Source organism: Algoriphagus aquatilis, assembly GCF_042657405.1.
In the GTDB taxonomy this organism is placed as follows: domain Bacteria; phylum Bacteroidota; class Bacteroidia; order Cytophagales; family Cyclobacteriaceae; genus Algoriphagus; species Algoriphagus aquatilis.
The window spans coordinates 34,575-48,841 of the sequence record NZ_JBHSKS010000009.1 but is presented as its reverse complement, the minus strand read 5'-3'; the positions used below and the strand labels follow the sequence as shown (position 1 = coordinate 48,841).

5 protein-coding genes are annotated in these 14,267 nt (G+C 40.5%); 3 read left to right on the top strand and 2 right to left on the bottom strand.

The window, feature by feature from the left end:
- Positions 1 to 51 precede the first annotated feature (51 nt).
- Positions 52 to 6,669, top strand: a complete 6,618-nt coding sequence (locus ACFPIK_RS12100) for a S8 family serine peptidase (RefSeq protein ID WP_377915587.1) — start codon at positions 52 to 54, stop codon at positions 6,667 to 6,669.
- A 314-nt stretch (positions 6,670 to 6,983) separates the two neighbouring features.
- Positions 6,984 to 9,200 (top strand): ATP-binding protein, encoded by a 2,217-nt coding sequence (locus ACFPIK_RS12095; RefSeq protein WP_377915585.1) that lies wholly within the window; start codon positions 6,984 to 6,986, stop codon positions 9,198 to 9,200.
- Between the two features lie 422 nt (positions 9,201 to 9,622).
- On the opposite strand, the gene ACFPIK_RS12090 is transcribed toward ACFPIK_RS12095, so the two are convergent.
- Both ACFPIK_RS12090 and ACFPIK_RS12085 read right to left on the bottom strand, forming a co-directional pair.
- Positions 9,623 to 12,097, bottom strand: a complete 2,475-nt coding sequence (locus ACFPIK_RS12090) for a S9 family peptidase (protein ID WP_377915584.1) — start codon at positions 12,095 to 12,097, stop codon at positions 9,623 to 9,625.
- Between the two features lie 102 nt (positions 12,098 to 12,199).
- Positions 12,200 to 13,159, bottom strand: a complete 960-nt coding sequence (locus ACFPIK_RS12085) for a glycosyltransferase (protein WP_377915582.1) — start codon at positions 13,157 to 13,159, stop codon at positions 12,200 to 12,202.
- Between the two features lie 235 nt (positions 13,160 to 13,394).
- Here ACFPIK_RS12085 and ACFPIK_RS12080 point away from each other — a divergent pair, with 235 nt between their 5' ends.
- Positions 13,395 to 14,267: a UDP-2,3-diacylglucosamine diphosphatase gene (locus ACFPIK_RS12080; RefSeq protein ID WP_377915580.1), complete on the top strand. Its 873-nt coding sequence runs from the start codon at positions 13,395 to 13,397 to the stop codon at positions 14,265 to 14,267.

Genomic DNA, 14,267 nt, shown 5'->3' with positions numbered 1-14,267 from the left:
TTCAAAATCTTTTTAGTCTCAATTGTTTCAAAAATTTCAAAAAAAAATCAAATGCGTAGCTTCTACTCATTAACTATCGGGCTGTTTTTGGCCTTGGTTTTTACCGCCAACCATTCTTATTCTCAATCTGTAACGCTAGAACAAGGGCAAAATGGTGGAATAGACAGAGATCCAGTAAGCCCGGTTACTTGGGCTACAGGAAATTCCAATTCGGGTAATAGTCATTTTTTAGAAGGGCAATCCATCCCTTACCGAATGACCATTTCCAGATTAAGGCCAGGAACAAATACGGTCGTCATCGAATGGGACACCCGGACTGGCGGTAAAAGTGCTATTGACTACATCACCAGTTTTGATAGAATTTGTGAAACAGTTATCCCAAACCCTGGGACCCCAAGCTACTTCCAGATTCCAGCACCTTCTGGCATTCCCCAACCCTCCGAAAGTTTTAGCAAGCTAAAAGATTCTGAAAAAAGAATGGCCATCTATGGTGGAACAATCTCGTCCATCCAATATTTAGTACAAGAAAGCACTACATTATCAACCGCAATCACTCGAGTCAGCATCACTTTTAATGTAGTAGGTACGAATGGGCCAAATAACACAGTAATCATTGCTTGGGGGGGGCATATTGCAAGTGCACAGGATTGGGGAGAAGGAAATTCAGCTTCTAGTATCAGCGGTTCGCCTTATCATACCCGTGCTGTTTCCATCAATGGAAATTCAGTCGGAAATCAAAACCGTTCTGTTCAAGCTGCATCAGGAATCATCGATCCAAACCCTGATTGCAACATTGCTGGTCCTTCAGATTTATGCTCAGGTACCTCAGCCACATACGCTGTACCGAGCGGAGCATTTTCATATGCTTGGTCAGTCACTGGAGGAGGAGTAATTACATCTGGCCAAGGAACTAATACTATTCAGATTAAATGGACCTCTCCGGGCACTGTTTCGGTTTATGTAGATAACACGGGTGCTTGCCTTCCTACAAAATGCAGCCTTAATGTCAATGTAAGTCCAGTTCCAACCATCACTGTTAAAGATGCTTTTCTGTGCAGTAAGGAGAATGGAGGAACTACCGCAATTGCAAATTTGACTGAATTCGCTTCAGTAGATGTGGGCTCTATAATTTATAAGAAAGGTGGTATTCAAATCACTTCACCTGAATCTTACGAAGTAGCAAACGGTGACATTATTGAAGTAATCTCAGAAGGTAATTGTGGTACACCAAAAACATTTAAAGTAACCGTCAGCCCGCTACCCACACTGAATGTAACCAATGCAATCCTCTGCAGTACAGAAAATGGAGCCAATAAGACAATTGCAAATTTGACTGAATTCGCAAAAGTGAATTTTGGCTTATTGAAATTTAAAAGAGAAGGAGTAGAACTAGCAAACCCAGAAGCCGTCCTAGTTACAAACGGTGATGTGATCGAAGTCGTCCCAACGGGAGAGTGTGGCATTTCTAAAACTTTTACAATAACAGTAAATCCATCCACTCAGATTAATGTAATCGATGCCGTACTCTGTAGCACTGAAAATGGAGGAAAAACAGCCATTGCCAATTTAACAGATTATGTATTTGGCTACAGTCCGCAGTTGATTTTCAAGAGAAATGGCACACCTATAGACACTCCTGAATCTGTTTTGGTCACTAATGGAGACGTCATTGAAGTATCTTCATCAGTAGTATGCAGTGCTCCTCAGGTCTTCAAAATCACAGTCAATGATCGGCAGATTTTCGGAATATGTTCTCAAGGAAAAGTCTACGAACCTATCGGTTCAGAGCTTAGGGCGCTCCATGAAACTTTAAGAAAAGGTCAATCCGTAAAGTCTAATGAAGTATTCTACATTAGCGGGACTGATGTGCTTATAGAAGTCATATATTTCAAGGATCGGTTTTCAGATGTCAAACTCATTCTTGAAAACTTGGGATTCGTAACCCCTACCGAGGAAGAATTAAAGCAAGATCCAAATTCATTAATACTTGCCGGTTTCATCCCCATTCCAAAACTTCTTGACCTCAACAGCAGTGAATACCAAGAGATAATCAATTACGTTCGACCTGCAATCCCAGGCATTCCAAACAAAGGTGCAACTACCACTCAAGGTGATTTGGTCATGAGATCAAATCTGGTAAGAGCTGGATATAAACATAGTGAGGATGATCAGCCTATTGATGGCACGGGAATAAAAATCGGAGTACTATCAGATAGCTATGCCACAAGAACAGACGCAGGCGTCAATTCACTTGCTGCCGATATCTCCAATGGAGATCTACCCAGTGAGCCCTTATATTTTAGAAGAGATTTACCTAGCAGATTTGGAACAGGCACAGATGAAGGACGTGCCATGCTGCAGATCATACATGATATAGCTCCCGGTGCTCAACTTGGATTCAGGACAGGGGTGATCACAGCTGGGGATTTTGCTCAAGGGATAAGAGATTTAGCTACTGCAGGTAGTGATATCATTGTGGACGATATTACCTACATCACCGAACCATTTTTCACAGATGGGAAAGTTGCAAAGGCTGTAAATGAAGTTACTGCACAAGGTGTTTCTTATTTCACAGCAGCAGGAAATTTTGGCACCAAATCTTTTGAGGGGGTATTTAATCCCGTGGTCGATTCTTCTATAGGCCTGCCTTTGAAGTTTGGTGAATGGAATGATGGAGGCAGAGTTCACCAATTTGCCGATGGCAAAACAACTCAAACCATCAACGTCTATCCTGCTAAAGATGGTCCTGCTGTGTATATGATTGCGCTTCAATGGGATGATCCACTTTATTCCATTGATCAAGTAGGAAGTGAATATGATCTTGATATTTATCTCAAAGATTTTGGGGTACCACTTTTTGGATTCAACCGAAACAATGCCAATGGGGACCCATTAGAAATTCTCTCATTTACGGTAACCGAAGAAACTACCGTCGATTTAGTGATTGCAAGAGAATGCGAGAGCTGTGGGGACTTGGATTCAAACAAGGGAATCAAGTTTAAATATGTGGTTTTCCGAGGGGAATTGGATCCTACTAATCAGAATGGAATAAATGCATCTACCGTGGTCGGACATGCCAATTCAGAAGGTGCAATGACTGTAGGTGCAGTGCTTTATGCTAATACAGAAGTGTTTGGCTTTAATTCTTCCCTTGTACCAGCAGGCACACCTCCGTTTACGGTTGCAACTTTCTCTTCAAGAGGGGGAACCTTGACCAATGGAGTTACTCGAGCTAAGCCGGATTTCGTTGGTCCTAATGGTGTAAACACCACTGTTAATCTATTTGCGCCGGAGTTAGAAGGAGATAATTTTCCAAACTTCTTTGGTACATCTGCGGCAGCTCCCCATGTAGCAGCTGTGGCAGCCTTGATTAAACAAGCGCGACTAAAATATTACCCAAATACCAAACCTGAAAACTGGCTAGGTGAGGTAGGTGAAAGCTTACCAGCTGATATACGCAGAGTTTTAACCACAAGTGCAGAAGACATGCACGAAACAGGACCAGATAACAAATCAGGTTCGGGACTTGTACGGGCAGACAAAGCTCTATTACAATTGGCAGCGCCAAAACCAGAAAATCTTGAATTGGTATATGGCGAAAACATCACTCCTGGGGAAATAGAATTTACCTTGATAATAAAAGGCACCAATATTTACGAAGGATCTGAGGTACTTATTAGAGGAGAATCAGTCGGATCCACCTATAAAGTGGATGAAAATGGGGTGGGATATTTAGAATTAACTGTCCCAACTTTTGAGGGCAATCCAGGTATTACGGTTGTTAATACCCCTATTTCTGAAACCAAGATAGACGGTGGGACTGCAGGCCCTGTATTTTTCTTCGATCCTACCAAAAAGACAATTGCTATTCGTGCGGATGATCAATCCAAAAAATATGGACAAGGAATTGATCCATTCACGGCAAGCGTTTATGAACGTTCGAATAATTCTTGGATAAAAAGTGATTTAACCCTGGAAGATGTTGGTATTACCTTGACCGAAGTGGGTGAAAATAATGATCTAGTTCCCCTTACCCTTTCAAGTACAATTACTAGTGAGACTCCGGAGGTGGGAAGCTATGTTATCACTGCATCACATCCTCAAACAAGCATTACATTCTCAGACTTCTTCAATTATGTCGGAGTGTTACAGGAAAATGGAAGCATCCTTTATGACGGCACTAATAATGCCTTGGGCAATTATGGCCCTGGAATCTTAAAAATCGAAGGATTACCTATTACAATCAAACCCGTGGATTTGACTGGAGAATCTTCACTGAAGTATGGTGAATCAATCAGCGAAAAACTCAAGTTTGAAATCATCATCCCTCAAGAATTTATTGAATCAGATGGTAAACTATTGATTGCAGATTTGAATCAACTCAAAAGTGAAATTTTATCAGATTACTTAAATCAACTTGAGCTTGCAAAACTGGAAGGTGACAATACTTTACCATTGGGAATTTTCAACGGAAGAACCATCATCAACAAGGCGACTCTGACAAATATGAGCTTCATGGTAAGTGCAAGGTCAATGATCAATGCCAGAACCATGATTAATGCCCGATCATTGATCAATGGTAGACCAATCATCAATTCAGCATTTGATGTTCCTGCGGCTTCATTCACAGACTTTTTGGAAAATCAGGATAATCAGACACTTCAGGATGTCAGTCTCAATGGTAGGACAATGATCAATGCTAGAACCATGATCAACGCTAGAACCATTGTGAATGGAAGAACTATCATCAATGGAAGAACAATAATCAATGCACGTTCAATCATCAATGGCAGAACGCTCATTAATTCACGCACGATAATCAACAGCACCGAAGGAAGCGTTCAGGAAGAGGAAAAAACCTTGGTTGTATTCGGAGAAAAAGATCTAGAGCAAGCCCAACTAGGCCAAAATGATGAAGTGGGAGATTTCTATGACTTTGGTGAAGAGACAGATACCACTGCAGCTAATCTTCAATTCTTTGCCATAAATATGGTCACTGGAACTGACGTGGGTAATCATTTTATAATACCGGGAACCTATGCTTCCAGAAACTTCAAAATTTCCTATTTGCCAGCAGAACTGACTATTACTTCTGGAGACCTGACTGCATCTACTTTTGCAGATCCAGATGAGATTACATTTGGTGATTCCACACCAGAGTTTACTACTACATTCGAAGGGTTTGGATTGAGCACATCCTTTAAAGATGAAAATAATTCTACTGTACTGTTGGAGGATAATGAGAATACTGTTGTCGCAACAATCTCCTATTCTTTGAAAAAAGATGATACTTCAACTGAGATTAGCGATAGAATACCGGGAGGAACCTATGAAATCGAACCAATTATCTCACTAATTTCTCCTTCAAATTATGTGGTATCATCCGTCAAAAAGGGAAATCTTACGGTAAACAAGGCTACTCCAATAGTAACTCTTTCTGTCCCAAAAAGCCCAATTGAATTTACAGGCGATCCTGTTTCTGCTTCAGCTACCGCATATGGAATAGGAGGACCAGAAGATGTCTTGAATCAAAGCTTGCTAACACTCAAGTACACCGGAACAGGTTCGACAACTTACAGCCCAACTGATATCGCTCCTGTTTGGCCAGGAACTTACCGTGTAATTGCCACCTTTATCGGTGACGAAAACTACAGTGAGGCAAGTTCAGATCCTGCCTTGATTACGATTATAGGATGTGTAAACGAAGCTCCAATTGTTGCAGGATTTGCCACAGCAAAAGGCGGAGGAAACACGAGCAATCCTGCAATAATTTCCAGACCAGCAAATACGGTAGCCGGAGATTTACTGATAGTAGGATTGATGTTTGAAAAAGGTCAATCACCGGCAGTGACTCCTCCTGCCGGTTGGCAATTAATTCGAAGAACTAATCAGCTCAATCAGGTAGCCATAGTTACCTTCTATAAAGTCGCCACAGCCAACGAACCTCCAACTTATGGATTCCGAATCAGTCAGAGTCCAAAATGGACCATGGGTATTACAAGAATAAGCGGAGCTGATGTTGAAAATGAACATGGGCCTATTGTAACAGACAGTGGCGCATCTGGCGCATCTGGTATGATAGCGACTGCACCATCCCTCACAATAGCAGATTGCAAAACTTTGGTTTTGGCATATTTCACTAATAAACAAAATGCAACTTGGACCGCCCCTTCAGGTTATACTGAAGTGTATGATGATCCAAATAACCAACAAGGATTAACTTCAAACATGATGGCCTTCACCATTCAAAATGATCCTGGACAAACTGGTGAGATCAGTGCAAGAGCAAGCGTAGGAGAAAGTTGGGCTGCTCAAGCCATCGCGATTAGACCAAAAGTATCAGTAATAAATCTACGCAACGTCCCGGCAGAAAGTCTTGAAAGAAATCCTTCTGTTTTTGTGGAGGAAGAACTGGGAATGATCAATGCCTATCCAAATCCGGTTAAAGACAAATTTACCATTAGCTTGAATGGTCATTTAGATGAGGCTCCTTCTGCTTCAACTTTAACATTAACCGACGCCATGGGAAGGGATTTGACATGGAGAGGGACATGGAATTCAGCAAACCGTAGAATTGAACTGGATTTTTCAGACTTGAATGCAGGTATCTATTTTATCAGGATCCAAACCAAATCTGGATTAAAGTCAATACGAGTCTTGAAAAATTGATATTGACTTAACATTGAAAAAAAGAATGGGGTTACCTCCATTCTTTTTTTTTATTCAATTCTACAGATCAAGTTTTTTATTAAAAAAAAACGTTTTAAACTCAAGCCATTCACTAATTGAGAAATAATAAGTAAAAATTCAATATCTTCTGCAGCCGCAAATGAGGGAAGGCAACTTATAAAATTGCCACTAACCTTTCATCGGAAAAAAGGTGATGGTTTGTATCCAATCAAATCGTTGAAAAAATTAAATCGGATAAAGTCGTCACTTTAATCTAAAAAGGTTTTTTTGGATAAGGTAAGAAACCATTTTGAATGAATAAAAAACATCATTATCAGAAAGTTATGACTTTTTCAAGAACACTTATTCTCTTTATTGCCTTCTTATATTTTAGTTATTCTGAAGGATTTGCGCAACTATCCAAGAAAGACAGCCTTTTGACTAAGCTTAACAGTCTAGATCAAGACAGTACCAAAGTGACAGCCTATCTGGAGCTAGGTCTAGAATACCTAGGATCAGATCTCAAAACCGCATTAACTTATCTTGACAAAGCCATCAAACTGGGAGAAGAACTTGATTTTAAATCCGGATTGGGGAAGGCCCACAATGCCAAGGGGAGAGCATTTGCCCAACAAGGGCAATTTCAAGATGCAATTTTAAGTTTTCAAGAAGCCTTAAAATTATTCCACGAAACCAACAATAAAACAGGTGAAGCCAATATCCTTAGTAACATGGGATCAATTTATTACATGCTGGGCAATAGCCGAAAAGCTTTAGAGTTACACTTTGAATCGTTGAAATTATCCGAAGAACTAGGGAATAAATTACGAATTGGGACTTCTTTAAATAACATTGGAACAGTGTATCTTAAAAACACAAGCACTATTCAAGAGGCGCTTTCTTTCTTCAAAAAATCATTAATTGTTTTTGAAGAAATTAATGAACAGCAGGGAATGGCCACTGCTTCGATGAATATAGGAGAGGTATATTTCATGGAAGCCAATTACGATTCTGCAATTTATTTTCATGAAAAAGCCTTGAAATTATCAGATGGGACCATAGATGCCACTTTTCCACTGACCCAACTTGGAGAGATAAATGCAGCCATAGGTAACTTCCAAAAAGCATATAATTTTCATCGTAATGCTATCCAACTTTCTGAAAAGTTAGAAGCTAAGTTTGAATTAACTCAAAGCTTGATTGGCTTAGCTAAAACTCAAAAAAAACAAAATGCCTTTGAAAATTCCCTGACCACTCTTGAAAGAGCAAAAGGTCTTGCAATCGAAGTCGATGCAAAAAATGAACTTTTGGATATTTACCAAAATCTATCCGAAATCCAGGCCATTACTGGAAATTTCAAAGCTGCTTATGAAAATGAGATAAACTCAAAAATTGTAAAAGAAGAAATTGCAAAATCTAGCACAGAGCAGATGATTCAACAGCTTCAATTTGAATACGAACTAAATAAAAAAGAGGCTGAAATCGAATTACTTCAAAAGGATACCGAATTGAAAAATGCAGCAGTTTTTAACCAAAGACTGATCATTTTCGCTTCATTTTCAGGTCTGCTGATTTTTATTTTATTGAGTATCTATCTTTTCAGAAATAACATCAATAAACAAAAAGCTAATCAGATACTCCAAGAGCAAAAAGAAGAAATCAACACGCAACGGGAAAAAGTAGAGCAAGCATTAGATCAGTTAAAATCTACGCAGGCTCAACTCATCCAGTCCGAAAAAATGGCGAGTCTAGGCGAACTTACTGCCGGGATTGCTCATGAAATAAAGAACCCTTTGAACTTTGTGAAAAACTTCTCTGAGGTCTCTATTGAATTACTTGATGAGATGAAAGAGGAATTGTCCCAAGGTAACCTTCCCTCAGTAATTGAGATCACGGAAGACATTAAGGTAAATTTGGAAAAAATCAATCAGCATGGAAAAAGAGCAGATTCAATTGTTCAGGGAATGCTGGAGCATAGTAGGTCTAGCGTAGGAGATAAAGTAGAAACAGATATAAATACATTGGTGGACGAGTTTTTAAGATTGTCCTATCATGGAATAATGGCCAAAGACAAGGATTTTAAGGCCAAGTTCACCACTGATTTTGACCCTCAACTACCTAAACTCGAAGTGGTTACCCAGGATATTGGAAGAGTAATTTTAAACTTGATTAACAACGCTTTCTACGCTGTCACTGAACGAGCTAAAAAAGAAAGTAATTCTTATATCCCAACGGTAGAAGTTTCCACTTGTCTGGATAAACTTGAAATCAAATCACCTGAAATAGGGAAAAGCCACACTTCCAATCAAAAAAGTATAAAAATTACGATCAAAGACAACGGAACAGGAATACCAGACTCAATTAAAGAGAAAATATTTCAGCCTTTTTTTACCACCAAACCTACTGGGAAAGGAACTGGTTTGGGTCTTAGTCTAGCCTATGATATTGTAAAGGCTCATGGAGGTTTCATAGATTTGAAATCTGAAGAAAATGTAGGATCAAGCTTTTCAATTGTACTACCATTAGCCTAAAATCATCAAATCCTTATATCAATTTTTAAAAGTCAGCTATTTGAAACCGAACCAACGCTAGACCATCTTTTCTTGAATCTTTCAGGAGATAAAATAAAATCCAATTTCCACGATCAAAGATTTTTACCAACATCACCGTAACCCTATTTAGCAATTAAAACCCTATGCGTTGTATTCTTTTCACTTCCTTGATCTCAATGACAAAAACCTGAATAAATCAAGAAAGATGAGGGCCTTTGAAAGCCTTGATTCTCATCCACCCTTTCCTTTGAATTTTTTAAGCTAAAAATTTCTAAGCCCCCTACCATACCATTGAAAGGCAAGTTTGCAGTGACTTAAATGGTAAAAAAAAACCTTTGATCCCGATATATCGGAATCAAAGGTTCTCATAAGAAGCTTCGACTATGCTCAGCCTGACACAATTACTTATCCTTTGGCTTGTCCCTTTGCATTTCCACCATATCAACAGGTGGTGGATTATGATCTCCTAGCAGGTGCGCTACGAAGTAATCTCCCATTTTCCAGAAGAAGTACTCGGTCATATCGCCATAGCCATGTCTTTGGCCGGGTAGGATCACCAACTCAAAACGCTTTCCAGCTTTAATGAGCGCATTGGCCATTCGGATGGTACCGGCGGGATGCACGTTATTGTCCACGTCACCAGTACTTAACATGAGATGACCTTTTAGATTCTTAGCTAAGTCTGGATTTTTCTCGATCTGGTAAACAAAAGTCGTGTCACCTGTAGGTGAAACTCGCTCTTGCACCCCATGATGCTTCTCAGACCACCAGCGGTTGTAGATATTATTTTCGTGGTTACCGGCAGAGGAAACAGCTACTTTAAATACTTCTGGATAAACAAGCATCGCTGCCGTGGACATGAATCCACCTCCGGAATGTCCATGAATTCCTACTTTGTTGCGATCGATAAACGAATGACGGTCAGCCAACTGGTCTACTGCAGCCTTTTTATCAGCCAAACCGTAATCTCTCAAATCGCCATAGCCATAGTTGTGATACCACTTGGATCGGGCAGGATGTCCTCCACGGTTACCCAAGGTAACGACCACAAATCCAAACTGCGCCAGTCGGTCTGTACGATCCATTCCTCTACCAAAAGACTTATTCACAGCTTCAGTTTGAGGTCCTGGATACACATACTGGATCAATGGGTAGGTTCTGGTAGAGTCAAAATCAAATGGCTTGTACATCACCCCATACAAATCAGTGATGCCGTCGTCTGCCTTAAACTTAAATGGCTCAGGGAATTTGTAGCCTGCTGCAAAAAGCTGGCTCAAGTCTGCCGTCTCCAAATCCATCACTTTTGCCCCGTTGCGGTCATAGAGCACTGAGGCGGGTGTGGTGTTCACTCGGGAGAAATTATTGACAAAGAAAGAGGCATTGTCATTGATGCTGATCTCGTGGTTGAAATCTCCTTTATTGAGTAAAGACACAGCACCTCCGTCCAAACTTACACTGTACAGGTGCTCATAATAAGGATCCTCACCCTTTTCGCGGCCATTGGCAGTGAAGAAAAGTCTGCGTGTTTTGGCATCTACTCGGGCAGCACCTGCGGTGTGATAAGGACCTGAAGTGAGCTGCCGCTTCAGTGAACCGTCTTTTCCATAAAGGTAAAAATGTCCCCAACCATCACGCTCTGACCACCAGATCAGTTCGCTTCCGACAATCTCCAATTTTTCAAAATCGATGTAGGTATTGCTACGTTCCTCGATTACCACTTCTTTTTGGCCAGTTGCGAGGTTCCAACGAACCACATCCACGCGCTTCAGATCTCTCGAGGTAATTGCAAAATAAAACTCCTTCAAATCACCCAACCAAATTGCCGGTCTGAAGTCATCATCTCGGGAATTGGTTGGAAGAGTGGTGGACCATAGGGAAACCGTCTGGTCGGCAAATGTCCAAATCGGTAGGTTTTTTAGCTCTTTGGAATCAAAAGAGAAATGCAACAGGTGAGTCTGTGGTTGTTCTTTTTCTCCCGGCATCGCATACTTGTAGGTCTCCAAGGTAGGGCGCGGGTCACGGGTATTGTGGATTACCCACAGGTCTTTCACTTTTCGCTGATCGGTCCTGGTCAGAATAAATTGCTTGCTGTCTGAGCTCCAAAGGACTGCTGCGCGCTTGCGGTCATTTTTCTTTTTCTCCACCTCTTCATTATCGTCCCCAAAGCTACCTCCACCGTAAGGGAAGTCTTTTTCACCATCTTTGGTGAGTTGGTTCTCCACAATCGTCGAGTCCTTTTCATCCTTTACTGCCTTGAGAAAATTGGCTTTATCCATCCAATAGAGGTTGAAATTTTTGACAAAAACCACTTTGGATGAGTCTGGAGCAATATTCGCCCAAGCCAAGCGCTTAGGGTCTTTTTCGGTTTTAATCTCTGTGAGTTGCTGAGAAGTCAGATTGAAACGAAATGTATGAACCTTCTTTTCAAGTGAATCTTTGGAATTTTTGTTTTTAGCTTTGATCTCGGCCCAATCACTTTTTACGACGTCTGCAGTGCTTTTCACCTTAAACTGGATCGTATTTTCGTCCTCCAAGAGTTTGAGGTCGTCCAACTTCAGGTGCTGTCCATCAAAGGGATCTTTGACTGCCTTGGTGATTTCTGCAGCCAGCTTGTCACGGTCAAACATCGGTGATTTGGTTCGTCGGACAGGATCTACGATGTACCAGTTTTTGCCTTCACTAGTCTCGTATTCATACCAAAATCGGTCAGACTTTTTCATCCAATGCGGGTCAACACTGGTGGAATAAATCATTTTTCGGAGCTTTTCAGGCGAAAAACGAGCTGCGAGCTCGTAATTCCCCTTGTAAATAGGCTCTTGCGCATTTGCCATTCCAAAGGCAAAAGCTAACATTAAAACAAGTAGTACTTTTTTCATTTGAGTTTACATTTCAGCAAGACGAAACTAAAATGAAGGGCTTCATACGCAATTACCGCTTACATAAAACAGCAATTGAAAGTCAGGAAGAAGCACAAAAAATTATATCCTCCAACTCGATTTAGCCACAGAAGGCAGAAACTTGGTTGTCAAAGCACCGATCAGGTAAAGTTGATAATAAAAAAGCATCAGCCCTATCGCACCGGGAATTTCAAGCCCTTTTAATCCTACTTTTTTGCCATTAATCAGAGTAGATTTGAAGACTTTTCGGCATCGGTAAAGATAAATTTTGAAAAATCGAAGCATTGGTTTTCTTACTTCAAACTCCTTTTCAAATAACCTCTTATAATCATCTCTACCCTCTGCCAGACCTCTTTTCAATATATGCTGAATTCCATTGGGTGCTGGATGCGTTGCTCTAGCCCCATTATGAGTCAAGAGTTTTATCCCCTTTTCTTTCAACCTTTGCCAAAGCAGTGTGTCAGCACCCCTAGTGACTCCTTCTTCCATTTTAGGATAAGGATTAGACAGCATGAGTTCCCTAGGTGCCAGGTAATTATTTGAAAAAATCAATGAAACTTCATTGAGCTTAGTGTCTGAAGGAGGGAGTGGGAAAAACCAGGATAGGGCAAAGGCTTTTCCTGTAAGATCGGAATTGTCTATGTAAGAACAACCCGAAATAATGGAATTGGGGTGTTGATTGCTTGCTTCCAAAATAGCTTCAAACCAGCCCTCCTGTGGAATAATATCACTATCAAAAAAGATAATTTTATTGCCATTGGCCAATTCCACCCCTCTGTTTTTAAGTTGAAAGTAATGAGCATCATCTACATTAATCACAGAAAAAGGAACTTTTGGCTCTCCATCGAATTCCTCAATGATCTGTTGAATAAATGACTCAATAAACGACTTGCTTACAAGCTTTTCATTATGTAGAATCAGTAGTTCAAATTCTTCTGAACGTGCCTGTGTTTGGGAAAAAATCTCATTCAAAAGACTTTTTGATCTATCCAATTCTGAAAGAATCGCATTTTCCCATTCTAATAAGATTGTGATATCCATAGTTGTAGCGTGAAACCTTTGCTTGCTTTGGGGTGAGATAGCAAAGAACAAGGTTAAAGTTATAAATTAAACCAAGTGTCCAAAAAACTTTTTAGTGTATAATAGGATTTGTTCATCTTCCAATAATCCATTTTTCATATTCAAATCCAAAAACTCTAAAATCAAAACAAATCCTTAACAACCTAAACATGATGGATTTACATCTCAAAGCTAGCTTTCGACTAAAACCAACACATTGAAAACCAATTACAAAACACTCATTATCTCCGATGTCCACCTGGGCACCAAGGGATCTAAGGCCAAAGAAATCGCACGTTTTCTGAAGCAGTTTCGCTGTGAAAACCTCATATTAAATGGAGACATTATTGATGGTTGGCAACTCAAAAAATCAGGTAGTTGGAAAAGAAAGCACACTCGTTTTTTCAACAGAATCCTCAAACTGATGGAAAACCATCAGACTCAAGTCTACTACCTCCGTGGCAATCACGATGACTTTTTGGATCAAATCCTGCCACTACAAATCGGTCGATTGCAGATTCTGTCAGACATGACTTATGAGTCCCATGGTAGGAAATACTTCGTCACCCATGGCGACATCTTTGACAGCGTCACCACCCATTTTCGTTGGATCGCCTTTTTGGGAGACATTGGGTACACTTTTTTGCTTTGGCTCAACCGAATCGTGAATTACTACCGATTCAAAGCCGGCCTACCCTACTATTCGTTTTCTCAATATGTGAAGGGAAAAGTAAAAAAAGCAGTCTCCTACATCGACGACTACGAATCCGAACTTGCCAAAATGGCTAAAGCAAAAGGCTGTGACGGCATCATCTGTGGGCATATCCACAAGCCGGAAAACCGGATGATTGATGGGATCCACTACCTCAATTCCGGAGATTGGGTGGAATCCATGAGCGCTTTGGCCGAAGACCACGAGGGTAATTGGGAATTGATCCATTATCGCGAGTTAGACTTCAAGAACTTCAAAACAGAAGTCACAGCATCACTAACAACTGATGAAGAAATTTCTTCTATCATCCCCCTTCACCGAGTCGCTTTTGATCTGATCAAGGATGATTCGATCCAACCCAACTCTTTCCGGATTTAA

What these genes read in the sequence shown, in the direction of transcription:
- ACFPIK_RS12100 (WP_377915587.1), top strand. Translation starts at nt 52, where the DNA reads ATGCGTAGCTTCTACTCATTAACTATCGGGCTGTTTTTGGCCTTGGTT.
- ACFPIK_RS12095 (WP_377915585.1), top strand. Translation starts at nt 6,984, where the DNA reads ATGAATAAAAAACATCATTATCAGAAAGTTATGACTTTTTCAAGAACA.
- ACFPIK_RS12090 (WP_377915584.1), bottom strand. Translation starts at nt 12,097, where the DNA reads ATGAAAAAAGTACTACTTGTTTTAATGTTAGCTTTTGCCTTTGGAATG.
- ACFPIK_RS12085 (WP_377915582.1), bottom strand. Translation starts at nt 13,159, where the DNA reads ATGGATATCACAATCTTATTAGAATGGGAAAATGCGATTCTTTCAGAA.